Annotated in this window: 12 protein-coding genes; 5 read left to right on the top strand and 7 right to left on the bottom strand. The window is 67.0% G+C overall.

From position 1 onward, the window contains the following. Positions 1-4 precede the first annotated feature (4 nt). From opcA to A5784_RS08400, 4 genes are all read left to right on the top strand, one after another. Positions 5-916 carry a glucose-6-phosphate dehydrogenase assembly protein OpcA gene (gene opcA, locus A5784_RS08420; protein WP_064944209.1) on the top strand — a complete coding sequence of 304 codons (912 nt, stop codon included), beginning with the start codon at positions 5-7 and terminating at the stop codon, positions 914-916. Then, positions 909-1,625, top strand: coding sequence for a 6-phosphogluconolactonase (gene pgl / locus A5784_RS08415; RefSeq protein ID WP_064944207.1), 717 nt, complete (start codon positions 909-911; stop codon positions 1,623-1,625). The genes opcA and pgl overlap by 8 nt, the downstream gene beginning before the upstream one ends. Before the next feature lie 78 nt (positions 1,626-1,703). Next, positions 1,704-3,059, top strand: coding sequence for an FAD-dependent oxidoreductase (locus tag A5784_RS08410; protein ID WP_064944206.1), 1,356 nt, complete (start codon positions 1,704-1,706; stop codon positions 3,057-3,059). A gap of 207 nt (positions 3,060-3,266) precedes the next feature. After that, a complete protein-coding gene (locus A5784_RS08400) occupies positions 3,267-3,641 on the top strand; it encodes a hypothetical protein (RefSeq protein ID WP_064944203.1) in 375 nt (124 codons plus the stop codon). A 22-nt stretch (positions 3,642-3,663) separates the two neighbouring features. Here A5784_RS08400 and ppc read toward each other — a convergent pair whose 3' ends face one another. The 7 genes from ppc to gap all read right to left on the bottom strand — a co-directional run bounded on the left by ppc (position 3,664) and on the right by gap (position 11,099). Beyond that, positions 3,664-6,453 (bottom strand): phosphoenolpyruvate carboxylase, encoded by a 2,790-nt coding sequence (gene ppc, locus A5784_RS08395; RefSeq protein ID WP_064944201.1) that lies wholly within the window; start codon positions 6,451-6,453, stop codon positions 3,664-3,666. Between the two features lie 53 nt (positions 6,454-6,506). Then, a complete protein-coding gene (locus A5784_RS08390; RefSeq protein WP_064944199.1) occupies positions 6,507-6,941 on the bottom strand; it encodes a hypothetical protein in 435 nt (144 codons plus the stop codon). Next, complete coding sequence (locus A5784_RS08385) at positions 6,938-7,519, bottom strand: MspA family porin (protein WP_064944317.1); 582 nt, start codon at positions 7,517-7,519, stop codon at positions 6,938-6,940. The genes A5784_RS08390 and A5784_RS08385 overlap by 4 nt, the downstream gene beginning before the upstream one ends. Before the next feature lie 209 nt (positions 7,520-7,728). Beyond that, positions 7,729-7,962 (bottom strand): preprotein translocase subunit SecG, encoded by a 234-nt coding sequence (gene secG / locus A5784_RS08380; RefSeq protein ID WP_064944196.1) that lies wholly within the window; start codon positions 7,960-7,962, stop codon positions 7,729-7,731. A 44-nt stretch (positions 7,963-8,006) separates the two neighbouring features. After that, complete coding sequence (gene tpiA / locus A5784_RS08375) at positions 8,007-8,792, bottom strand: triose-phosphate isomerase (RefSeq protein ID WP_064944194.1); 786 nt, start codon at positions 8,790-8,792, stop codon at positions 8,007-8,009. A gap of 30 nt (positions 8,793-8,822) precedes the next feature. Next, positions 8,823-10,046 carry a phosphoglycerate kinase gene (locus tag A5784_RS08370; RefSeq protein ID WP_064944192.1) on the bottom strand — a complete coding sequence of 408 codons (1,224 nt, stop codon included), beginning with the start codon at positions 10,044-10,046 and terminating at the stop codon, positions 8,823-8,825. Between the two features lie 30 nt (positions 10,047-10,076). Next, positions 10,077-11,099 carry a type I glyceraldehyde-3-phosphate dehydrogenase gene (gene gap / locus A5784_RS08365; RefSeq protein ID WP_064944190.1) on the bottom strand — a complete coding sequence of 341 codons (1,023 nt, stop codon included), beginning with the start codon at positions 11,097-11,099 and terminating at the stop codon, positions 10,077-10,079. 148 nt (positions 11,100-11,247) lie between these two features. Here gap and A5784_RS08360 point away from each other — a divergent pair, with 148 nt between their 5' ends. Then, positions 11,248-12,909, top strand: a complete 1,662-nt coding sequence (locus A5784_RS08360; protein WP_064944188.1) for an SLC13 family permease — start codon at positions 11,248-11,250, stop codon at positions 12,907-12,909. Positions 12,910-12,915 lie beyond the last annotated feature (6 nt).

The raw sequence follows: 12,915 nt of genomic DNA, 5'->3' as shown, positions 1-12,915 counted from the left end.
TCCGATGATTGTCGATCTGCCCGACACCAATACCGGTGCCATCAACAAGAAGATCGTCGCGCTCCGCGAAGAGGGCGGAGCGATCACGCTCGGCCGGGTGCTGACGCTGGTCATCGCACCCAACAACGAATCGCTGCTCGAAGAGTCGATCGAGGCGGCCAATGCCGCAAGCCGCGAGCACCCGTGCCGCGTCATCGTGGTCATCCCGGGTGACCGGCTGGCCACCGAGGCGCGGTTGGATGCCCAGCTTCGGGTGGGCCGGGACGCGGGTGCCAACGAGGTGGTGGTGCTGCGCCTCTCCGGGCCGCTGGCCAACCATGCCAGCAGTGTGGTGACCCCGTTCCTGCTGCCCGACACGCCGGTGGTGACGTGGTGGCCTGATCTGGCTCCGAAGGTTCCGTCGCAGGACCCGTTGGGCAAGTTGGCCATTCGCCGGATCACTGATGCCACCAACGGCGAGAACCCGTTGGCTTGCATCAAGAGCAGGCTGGCCGGCTACAGCACCGGCGACACCGACCTGGCCTGGAGCCGCGTGACGTACTGGCGGGCCCTGTTGACCGCGGCAGTGGATCAGGGGCCCTACGAACCGATCACGTCCGCGCTGGTGTCCGGACTGAAAGACGAACCGGCACTTGACATCATGGCGGGCTGGCTGGCCAGTCGCATCGACGGTCCGGTAACCAGGGCCGTCGGCGAGCTGAAGGTCGAACTCAACCGGGCCAGCGAGACCATCACGTTGGCCCGGCCGCAGGAGGGAGTCACCGCGACACTTTCCCGCACCGGCCGGCCGGACGCCCAAATTCCGTTGGCCCGCAGAGAGACTCGTGATTGCCTTGCCGAGGACATGCGTCGACTCGACGACGACGAGATCTACTTCGAAGCGCTCCAGGGAATCGAGAAGGTGACATATGCCTGAGCGCGTGATCGAAACCTACGTCGACGCAGAACAATTGGCGGCCGCGGCGGGAGCCCGGCTGGTCGGGGCGATCACGTCGGCCATCGCGGCCCGCGACGAAGCATCCATCGTGCTGACCGGCGGCACCGTCGGGATCGCGATGCTGCGCCACGTCGCCGGGGCGGAGATCGACTGGTCCAAGGCGCAGCTCTTCTGGGGCGACGACCGCTTCGTACCGGCAGGTGACGCCGACCGCAATGACCAGCAGGCGCATGACGCCCTGCTGGAGTCCATCAACATACCGCCTGCCAATGTGCACCGGATGGCCACCAGCGACGGCGAATTCGGCGACGCCATCGACGATGCCGCTGCGGCATACGCCGAGGTGCTGCCGGCAGAGTTCGACGTGCATCTGCTCGGGATGGGCGGTGAAGGCCACATCAACTCGTTGTTCCCCGACACCGCTGCGGTGCAGGAAACCGAGCAGTTGGTGGTCGCAGTGACGGACTCCCCCAAGCCCCCGCCTCGGCGCATCACGTTGACCTTGCCTGCAGTGCACCGCGCCCGTGAGGTGTGGCTTGTGGTGGCCGGTGCCGAGAAGGCCGAAGCGGTGGCTGCCGCGGTGGGCGGGGCCTCGCCGGTCGACGTGCCCGCTGCCGGGGCGATCGGCCGCGAGCGGACGGTGTGGCTGCTCGACGAGCAGGCCGCCTCCAAGCTGCCGAGTCTGTGACACGGATCTCCCGCCCGGGACTTGCCCGCCACACCTGGTGATAACTTAGGCTTGCCTCACCTAATACGTGAGGCGGTTATGAGGACGATCCAGGTAGCGGTAATCGGTGCAGGTCCGGCGGGAATCTATGCCGCGGACATCCTGACCAAGGAGTACGGGCCCGCCCGCGTCGACGTATTCGACCGTCTCCCAGCACCTTACGGTCTGGTCCGGTACGGCGTCGCGCCCGATCACCCGCGCATCAAGGAGATCATCAAGGCGCTGCGTAGGGTGCTCTCGCGCGACGAGATCAGGTTCATCGGCAACGTGCACTACGGCACCGACGTGACGCTGCCGGAGCTGCGCCGTCACTACGACGCGGTGATCTTCTCCACCGGTGCGCGCGCCGACCGTGGCCTCGACATCCCCGGCATCGAGCTCCCTGGCAGCTACGGCGCGGCCGACTTCGTGTCCTGGTACGACGGACATCCCGATGTGCCACGCAGTTGGCCGCTGGACGCGAAGCATGTCGCGGTCCTCGGCGCGGGCAACGTCGCCCTCGACGTCGCACGCATGCTCGCGAAGCCCGCCGACGAACAACTCTCCACCGAGATCGCCGGCAACGTCTACCAAGGTCTGGCGGCCAACGCCGCGACCGATGTGCATGTCTTCGCCCGGCGGGGGCCCGCGCAGATCAAGTTCAGCCCCATGGAGTTTCGCGAACTGTCGCACTCGCCGAGCGTCGACGTCATCGTGCATCCGGAGGGTTTCGAGATCGACGAGGCCAGCCAGCGGGCCATCAACACCAGCAAGTCGACCAAGCTGGTCGTCGACACCATGATGAAGTACCTGGAGCGGGAACCGACCGGCGCACCGCACCGCATTCACATCCACCTGTGCCAGGCGCCGGTGGCCGTGCTCGGCGAAGACCGGGTAGCAGGGCTGCGCACCGAACGTACCGAGCTCATCGGGGACGGAACAGTCCGTGGCACAGGCGAATTCACCGACTGGCCGGTCGAGGCCGTGTATCGCGCGGTGGGTTATCTGTCGTCGCACCTGGCGGACCTGCCGTTCGACCACCATGCCGGGGTGATCCCGCACGACGCCGGCCGCGTGCTCGACATCGACGGCGGTCTCATCGACGCGACCTATGTGACCGGCTGGATCAAGCGCGGTCCGATCGGGCTCATCGGACACACCAAGTCCGACGCCGCCGAAACCGTCACCAGCCTGCTACGCGATCTGCCCGGGCTGCGCGTCCCGGAGGTCACCGACCCGGACGCGATCTTCGAGCATCTCAAGGCCAAGGATGTCGACTACACCACCTGGGCAGAGTGGGAACGCCTTGACGCACACGAGATCAGCCTCGGCGAGGTTCAGGGTCGCGAGCGCGTCAAGGTGGTTTCGCGCGAGGAGATGATCCGCGCCGGACGCGATGCGCTGGTCCGCGATTAGCCGTCGCTCACCTGCCCTCCACGGCCGGATCTGGGCGCCGGCCGAGCCGTGCGTCGGCCAGCGCGTTCCGGTACCCCGCCAGGTAGTCGGACGGCGCCCGGTCGGGGCGCTCACCTCTCAGTTGCCAACGGTACGAACAGTATTTCGTCACACCGTTCAGACGCACCGGTGCCGGGTTCGGTTCCGTCACCGGCCATACTGACTGTCATGGCAGACAGAGGCGACAGCCGGGGCCGCCCCGCGCCGCGCCGGCGGATCAAGACACTGACCCAGGCGGCGCTCAACGCCGACGCCACGGTCGAGCAGATCGATGCCTTGTTGACCGATCTCGACACCACGGTGACCAGCCTCAACAGCTCGATCGGCGACTTGGATGTCACCCTCGAGCGGTTCAATCGGACCATCACCAGTATCGATGAGCTGGCTCCGCGGTTGATCGCCATGGTCGAGCGGCTCGAAGGCATCGTCAACCGCGTCGAAGCCATCGTGGACATCGGCGAGGCTGTCGCATCGCCGATGGCCACGGCCGAGAATGCGGTGCGGCGCGTGGTCGATGTGGTGCGTCGTACTGCGGGGATCTAACCGCTGTTGCGGCAGCAACGATCTAACCGCTGTTTCGCAGCGCGGTGGCCAGTCCGCTCATGGTGAGCAGGATGCCACGCTGCACCAACTCATCGGTGTCCCCGGACCGGTAGCGCCGCAACAGTTCCACCTGCAGATGGTTGAGCGGTTCGAGATACGGGAACCGGTTGAACACCGAGCGGGCCAGGGCCGGGTTGTCGGCCAGAAGATCGTCCTGGCCGGTGATCAGCCGGTGCATCCGAATGGTGTGCTCGTGTTCGGCGACGATCTTGTCGAACACCCGAGCCCGCAGGTCCTCGTCCTCGACCAGCTCTGAGTACCGCGCCGCCAGGCCCATATCGGACTTGGCGAGCACCTGGGCCATATTGGACAGCACTGTCGCGAAGAACGGCCAGCGCCGGTAGAGATCCTGCAGTACCTCGAGTCGCCCGTCCCCTTCGCTGATCCACTCCTCGAACGCCGTCCCGGTGCCGTACCAGCCCGGCAGCATGACGCGCGACTGGCTCCAGGCCAGCACCCACGGGATGGCGCGCAGATCGGCGATCGAGGTGGTTGGCTTGCGAGAGGTGGGCCTGCTGCCGATGTTGAGCGCACCGATCTCGCTGACCGGTGTGGACGCCTTGAAGTAGTCGACGAAACCCGGTGTCTCATGGACCAATTCGGAGTATGCCCGCTGGGCCCTGGCAGCGAGGTCGTCGAGCACCGCGTACGCCGGCCCGGCTTCGTCGCCGAGGCCTTCGACGTCGAGCAGGGTGGATTCCAGGGTCGCCGCCAGCAGGGTCTCGAGGTTGCGATGTGCGATCCGAGGCTCGGCGTACTTGGCCGCGATCACCTCACCCTGTTCGGTGATCCGCAACGATCCCTTCACCGCGCCGGGCGGCTGGGCCAGGATGGCGTCGTAGCTGGGGCCGCCGCCGCGGCCGACGGTGCCCCCGCGACCGTGGAAGAGCCGCAATCGGATTCCGGTCTTGCGGGCCGACTCCACGAGATCGAGCTCGGCGCGGTACAGAGCCCAGTTGGCGGCCAGATAGCCACCGTCTTTGTTGGAGTCCGAGTAGCCGAGCATCACTTCCTGCTGCCTGCCGCGCGCCGTGACGATCTCGCGGTACACCGGCAGGTCCAGCGCATCCTCCAGGATCGTCGAACCGCGCTGCAGGTCGTCGATGGTCTCGAACAGCGGTACGATCCCGACCGGGCAGTACCCGTTCGAAACATCCAGCAGCCCAGCTTCTTTCAGAAGCACCGCGGCCTCCAGCAGATCCGAGACCGACTGGCACATCGAGATGATGTAGTTGGGCACCGCCTCCGGGCCGAGCACCTTGACCGCTCTGGCCGCCGCCGCGACGATCCCGAGCTCCTTGCGCGCCAGTTCCGAGAGCTGCGCGCCCTCGCCGATCAGCGGCCGGCGGGTGGCCACCTCGGCGGCGAGCAACTCGACCCGCTCGGCCTCCGGCAACGACGCGTAGTCGGGATGGACGCCCGCCCAGGCCAAGAGCTCGGCGACGACCTGCTCGTGTGTCTCCGAGTTCTGCCGCATGTCCAAGCCGCACAGATGAAAACCGAAGACCCGCACGGCCTCTCGCAGGCGCGCCAAGCGATCATCGGCCAGCACGGCACTCCCGTGCCCGCGCAGTGAAGCATCGACGGTATCGAGGTCGGAGAGCAACTCCGCGGGCGTGCCGTACGGGGTCAGCCCCAGATTCAGCACCTGTTCGGGCTGCTCGTCGAGGATCTCGGCGGCGGTGGCCGTCAGGCGCCCGTGGATCACGCGCAGCGCACGCCGGTAGGGCTCGTCGGCGCGGGCCGGTTCGGCGCAAGCGTCGGCGAGCGCAGTGAGCGCCGGGCTGACGTGGATGAGGCGCACCGACAGCGAAAGCTCCTCCTCCAGAGCGGTGATCTCGGCGAAGTAGTGCGTGAGCGCCGTGTAGGCGGCCCGCCCGGTGGCCAGCCGGACGATCTCTGGCGTCACATTGGGGTTGCCGTCGCGGTCGCCGCCGATCCACGAACCCGGGCGCAGGATCGGGACCTCCAACAGCCCAGCATCGGGCCAGCGGCTCTGCAGCTCGCTGCGCACCTGAGCATTGACCTGAGGTATGACGTCGAAGAAGGCCGCCGGGTAGTACCGCAGGCCGGTTTCGATCTCGTCGGAGATCTTCAGCCGAGACAGTCGCACCAACGCCGTCTGCCACAGCGTCAGGATGTGCCGTCGCAACTCGACCTCGATATCGCGGTCGTCGGCGGTGCGGGTCTGGCCGTGCAGCCGCAACCGCATCAGCTCGGTGATGCGGTGCTGGGTGTCGAACACGGTTCGGCGCCGAGTTTCGGTGGGGTGTGCGGTGATGACGGGCGAAACCAGAGCCCCGGCCAGCGCGTCGGCGACGGCGGCGGTATCGAGGGCAGCCGAGTCCAGCTTGCGGTAGGTGGCCGCGAGGCTGCTGTCCTGCGGGGGTTCGCCTGCCGCCACGTGCACGGCACGGCGCCGTTCCCGGTGGATGTCCTCGGCCACGTTGGCCAGCAGCGCGAAATGCGTGAAGGCCCGGATGACCGGAATGGCTTGGTGGACATCGATACCGCCGAACAGCCCGGCCAGCTCCGCTCGGTCGATCTCGGAGCGCCGGACGCGGAACGATTCCACGCGGGCACGTTCGATGAGGTCGAACACCTCCTCGCCGTTCTGTTCGCGCACGGTGTCGCCGAGGATCGTGCCCAACAGCCTGATGTCCTCGCGCATCGGCTCGGTGGCTTCCCGTCCCACCTGGGTGCGGTACACCGAACCGATGGGCAACAAGGTGGTGTCGAAAGCCTCTGCCATGTGTCCCAGTATCGGGGGTCGGCGCACTGCGCGCACAACGGGTGGGTATCCGCCTACGGGGTGGGTACCGCGGGCGCCACGATCGGCGTGGTCGTCGGGACTGACGTGGCCGACGCAGTCGAAGGTGGTCCGCCCGCCGGGACGATCGGCGTGGGACTTGTCGACGTGCTGGTCGAATCACCTTGTCCGCCAGATGGTTTGACGTGTGGTGCGGGCTGGCCGGGCGGCAGCACGATGGGGGTCGTTGCGGCCTGGTCGGTGCCCTTGCCCGCGGTGTCCGAGTCGGAGCTGAAGTCGGGCGGCCAGTCGACCGATGTCGGTGGCCAGCTTTCGGTCTTCCCCGATCCGTTGCCCGGTGCCGCGCAACCCGCGGCGGCACCGAAATCGCCTGCGCCCGTGCAGTTGTCGGCATTGGCCGCGGGCACGCTGGCGACGGTTGCGGCCATCCACGTGACCAGTGCCGCCACCACGAATCGTCGGGCCGTCATAGCGAGAGGATGTCCCCGTACGCGTTGACGCTGTCGTCGGATTTATCTGTGTCGATCATCGCGGTGGCGAAGAACCGGATGGACACCGGGCCACCGCACGCGTCGACCTTGACGTGCGCATCGTGCACGACGATCTCCCCGGTGCGGCCCTTGAGTTCCTTCTTGCCCAGTCCGATGTTGGTGATGGTGCCCGGCAACAGGTTCACCGACACGTTGCCGCCGAGATCCGCGTACGGGCCGATGTCGTTGAGCACGTTGCCATTGATGCCGGGGTTGATCCCGATGTCGGCGTCGCCGCCGACGCTGGCGCCCTCGCTGAGGTCGATCTGACAGCCCAATTGGAGCCCGAGCACCAGGGTTCCCGAGTTGACGGCGACGCCGCCGTTGCCGTCGATGGTGGCCGTGGCCTTGCCCGTGACGAAACCTTCACGGGTGAACGCGGTCGCGGCCATGTTCGGCACCGAATTGATGGTCATCCGGGTCAGTGACGCGCTGAGATGCCACCCGTCGTCGGTGTCAGCCGACTGGGTGACGTCGGCCACCGGAAGCGGATCCGCAACGGCGACCCCACCTGCCAGGCAGAGCAGGGATGCCACACCCGCGCCGACGCCGAGAAGTCTGAACACGTACACCCCGCCTAAGCCCCAAAAAGGTCTGGTCGGTGACTGATTCAGGCACCGACGGCGATCCTAGGAGGCTGTGCTGAGTGGTTCCTGGCATCCGATTGCGGATGACCGGTGGACCCGCGCGGCGGGGTGGTGACAGGGTGCGCTGTGCGCGCGAGACGTCAGGCGTACTTGATCTGCAGGGCGACGCCGACGATCGAGACCAGCCAGATGCCGGTGACGAACAGCGTCAACCGGTCGAGGTTCTTCTCGACCACCGTGGAGCCGGACAGGCTGGACTGGACGCCGCCGCCGAACAAGGTGGACAGACCGCCACCCTTGGCACGGTGCAGCAGGACCAGCAGCACGACCAGCACACTGGTCACGACCAGGATGATCTGCAGCGCCAATTGCATGGCCGCCAGAGTACCTGGTCAGGCTGCCGGTCCCGGCTCCGGGGTTACGGCAGGGGTCCACCTGCGGCGATGGCCGACAGGGTGGCGAACTGCTCGCCGTCCAGCGACGCACCACCGACGAGGGCACCGTCGATATCGGGCTGCGCGACGATCTCACCGGCGTTCTTGGCGTTCACCGAGCCGCCGTAGAGCACCCGGATACCCGTGGCGAGCTCGGGCGACGACAGGTTGCCGAGTTCGTCGCGGATGGCCTTGCAGACCTCCTGCGCGTCGGCTGCGCTCGCGACCCGGCCCGTGCCGATGGCCCACACCGGCTCGTACGCGATGACAACATTGCCGATCTGCTCTTTGGACAGCCCGGCAAGCGAGCCGCGCAGCGAGTTGATGTTGAACTCGACGTGGTCGCCGGCCTCACGCACCTCGAGCTGCTCACCGATGCAGACGATCGGGGTGAGTCCGTGCTTGAACGCCGCGGCGGTCTTGGCGGCCACCAGCGCATCGTCCTCGTGGTGATAGGTGCGTCGCTCGGAGTGTCCCACCACGACGTAGCTGCAGCCCAGCTTGGCCAGAAACGCGCCGCTGATGTCGCCGGTGTAGGCACCGGAGTCATGCTTCGACAGGTCCTGGGCGCCGTACGTCAGCCGCAGCTTGTCACCGTCGACGAGCGTCTGCACACTGCGCAGATCGGTGAACGGCGGGATGACGGTCACATCGACCTTGTCAAAGTACTTGTCCGGCAAGGCAAATGCGATTTTCTGCACCAGAGCGATGGCCTCGAAGTGATTGAGGTTCATCTTCCAGTTGCCGGCGATGAGCGGCTTGCGAGCCACGGGTCTCCTCGTTGATCTTGAGTGGACGAACTACTGCAAAATTTCGATGCCGGGAAGGACTTTGCCCTCCAGGTATTCCAGCGACGCGCCGCCGCCGGTGGAGATGTGCGAGAAACCGTCCTCGGGCAGGCCGAGCTGCCGCACGGCCGCGGCCGAGTCGCCGCCGCCGACGACGCTGAAGGCGCCCTTTGCCGTCGCACCGATGATGGCCTCGGCCACGCCCTTGGTGCCTGCCGCGAACGCCGGAAACTCGAAGACACCCATGGGACCGTTCCAGAACACCGTTTTGGCGTTCGACAGCAGCGCGGTGAATCGCTTGACCGACTCGGGGCCGATGTCGAGTCCCATCTTTCCGTCCGGGATGCGGTCCGAAGCGACCGTCTCGGGCTCGGCGTCAGCCGCGAACTTGTCGGCGACGACGATGTCCACCGGCAGGTGGATCACGTCCGCGTAGGTCTCCAGCAGGCGCTTGCAGGTGTCGATCATCTCTTCCTGGCACAGCGAGGTTCCGACCGAAACACCTTGCGCGGCAAGGAAGGTGAAGCACATACCGCCGCCGATGATGAGGCTGTCGGCCTTCGTGGCGAGGTTCTCGATGACCGCAAGCTTGTCCGACACCTTGGAGCCGCCCAGGACCACGGCATACGGCCGCTCGGTCGAGCTGGTCAGCTGCTCGAGCACCTTGACCTCGGCGTCCACGAGCGTGCCCGCGTAGTGCGGCAGCAGCGTCGCGACGTCGTACACCGACGCCTGCTTGCGGTGCACCACCCCGAAGCCGTCAGACACGAAGGCACCCGGTGACCCGTCGGCACCCTCGACGAGCGCCGCGAGTTCCTTGGCCAGCGCCAGCCGCTCGCTGTCGTCCTTGCTGGTCTCACGCGGATCGAAGCGGATGTTCTCCAGCAGCAGCACGTCGCCGTCGGTGAGGCCCTCGGCACGGGCCAGCGCGTCGGTCCCGACCACGTCACCGGCCAGCTGCACGTGCCTGCCCAGCTTCTCCCCCAGCGCCACGGCGACCGGGGCCAGCGAGAATTTGGCGTCGGGGCCGCCCTTGGGGCGACCGAGGTGGGCGGTGACGACGACCTTGGCGCCCGCCTCGGCCAACGCCTTCAGCGTCGGGACGGAGGCGATGATGCGGCCCGGGTCGGTGATGTTGCCCTGGTCGTCGAGCGGCACGTTCAAGTCGGAGCGAACCAACACGCCCCGACCTTCCACACCCTCGGCCAGCAGATCAGACAGAGTGGAGACAGCCACAGTTGCTTTATCCCGTCGCTTCGCTCTGGCTCAGAGCGACTTGCCGACCAGTGCGACCAGATCGGCGAGGCGGTTGGAGTAGCCCCACTCGTTGTCGTACCAGGAGACGACCTTGGCCTGGTTGTCGATGACCTTGGTCAGGCCCGAGTCGAACAGCGAGCTGTGCGGGTCGGTGACGATGTCGCTCGACACGATCGGCGCGTCGTAGTACTTCAGGATGCCCTTGAGCGGGCCCTCGGCAGCGGCCTTCATCGCGGCGTTGATCTCGGCGACGGTGGCGGACTTGGCCAGATCGGCCGTCAGATCCGTTACCGAGCCCGTGGGGACAGGCACGCGCATGGCGTAGCCGTCCAGCTTGCCCTTGAGCTCGGGCAGCACCAGGCCGATGGCCTTGGCGGCACCGGTCGAGGTCGGCACGATGTTCAGCGCGGCGGCCCGGGCGCGGCGCAGATCCTTGTGCGGGCCGTCCTGCAGGTTCTGGTCCTGGGTGTAGGCGTGGATGGTGGTCATCAGACCCCGCACGATGCCGAACTCGTCGTTGAGGACCTTGGCCAGCGGGCCGAGGCAGTTGGTGGTGCACGACGCGTTGGAGATGATGTTCTGGCTGCCGTCGTACTTGTCGTCGTTGACGCCCATCACGATGGTGATGTCCTCGTCGGTGGCCGGCGCCGAGATGATGACCTTCTTGGCCCCCGCATCGAGGTGGCCCTTGGCCTTGGCGGCGTTGGTGAAGATGCCGGTGGACTCGACGACGACGTCGACGCCGAGGTCACCCCACGGCAGGGCCGCCGGGCCTTCCTTGACCTCCAGCGACTTGATCTTCGTGTCGCCGATGACGATGGTGTCGTCGCCCTCCAGGCTGACGTCCTGCGCCAGCCGGCCCAGAATTGTGTCGAACTTCAGCAAATGAGCCAGGGTGGCGTTGTCGGTGAGGTCGTTGACCGCCACGATCTCGATATCGGTGTTCTGGCCCTCGGCCTGCTGCGCCGCAACGGCCCGGTAAAAGTTGCGGCCGATGCGGCCGAAGCCGTTGACGCCTACCCGGATGGTCACGTGATTTCTCCCTTGTCGCCAGTGGACTGCTCGCGCAACAGCCTAGTGGTGCCGATCTCAGTACGCGCGATCTGGTCAGTGCAGGACCTGCGCAACTCGCCGTGGGTGCCCTCACGCGCTGCCGACCGGTCTGGTTGACAATCTGGGCATGGCACTGACCGCTGCGGTGATCATCGTCATCACGTTGATCGTGATGACAACCGGCCGAACACCCGCGGTACTGGCGCTGATATGTGCGCTGGTGGCAGCCGGACTCCTGGGGATCGCCACGCCCAGCGAGCTGTTTGCCGGCCTCAGCAACGGCGGGGTCGTGACGATCGCGGCGATGCTGGTCATCGCCAAAGGTGTGCTGCACACCGGCGTGGTGTCCCGCGTGACGTTCCGGTTGCTGTCCGGGGTCACGACCGCCGGTCAGGCGTTGCGCCGGTTGATCCCGCCGGTCGGTTTCGTCTCGGCGCTGATCAACACCACGCCGATCGTGGCGATGCTCATCCCGGCCGCCAAAGAACTCCAGCAGCAGTCCGGGGTTCCGGCGCGCGGCGTCCTGTTGCCGATCGCGCACGCCACGACACTGGCCGGTTCGGCGACCCTGATCGGTACCAGCTCGAACCTCCTGATCGCCGCACTGGCCGCGCCGTCGGGCGTGACGCTGTCGATGTTCTCGTTCGTCCCTGTTGCCGTGCCGGTCGCGATCATCGGCTGGCTGGTCCTGCTCGTCACCGCCCCCGTCATGTTGCGCGGGCGTGCCGACGAGGCGGAGCGGGAGCTGTCCTGGCGCGCGGAGATTCCGGTCTCGGTCAATGCCATCGCGATCGGCCGCACCGCCGCGGAGCTGGGCGTGCACACCACGCTGGAATACCAGCTGCTGGAAATCCGCCGTTGGGGCAAGGCGCTGGCTCCTGATTCCGTGCTGGCCGCCGACGACGTCCTGGTCTACAAATGCACCGAGGACGGCGTCCGAATGCTTTGGGGCAGTCCACGATTCGGGCTGTCGCCGCAGCGCCTCTACCTCGTGGCGGTGGCGAACAACGAGCAGGCCACGGTGCGCGATCTCGAGGAGGACGAGGACATCGTGGTGGTCGCGGCGCAGACCGACCAGCTGCTGCGCGAGGCCCACGCCGAACCCGGGGAACTGTGTCTGGTGACCGCCAGTTCGGCCGAGGCACTGTCCGACCAACCGCTTGTCGGGCTCTGGCAGCAGGCCACCGGCACGGCCCCGCAGACCGGCAAGACCTGGATCGCCCTGGCCATCCTGACCGCCGTCATCGTCGCCGGATCGCTGGGCCTGGCCGCCGTCGAACTCGTCGCCGTCACCGGGGCCGTCCTGATGGTGCTCACCGGGGTGCTCACGCCGCGTTCCGCGGTGCGGGCGCTGAACTGGAACATCCTGGCCATCATCGCCGGGTCGATCGGCCTGGGCACGATCGTGGTGAACAGCGGCCTGGGCGGCTACATCTCCGACGCCATCCTGCGGTTGTCGGGCAGCAGCATCCCGCTGGTCGTGCTCGTCGTGGTGGTGGGCACCACGCTGCTGACCAATGTGGTCACCAACGCGGCCGCGGCCGCGATCCTGACGCCGGTCGTGCTGACCATCGCCACCTCCACCGGGCTGAATCCGGTGCTGCTGCTGATCCTGGTCGGAACGTGCATCTCGTTCACGTTCCTCAACCCGTTCAGCCACCAGTCCAACCTGATGGTGATGCGCCCCGGCGGGTACACCTCGGCGGCCTTCGTGCGGTTCGGTCTGCCGCTCACCGCGGTGTCGGTGCTGACGGCTTTCGGTGTCGGCTGGGCGCTGCTGGCGAGGTAGCCGAAC

It is taken from the genome of Mycobacterium sp. 852013-50091_SCH5140682, from assembly GCF_001665685.1.
Lineage (GTDB): Bacteria > Actinomycetota > Actinomycetes > Mycobacteriales > Mycobacteriaceae > Mycobacterium.
This window is presented reverse-complemented; position numbering and strand designations above follow the sequence as displayed.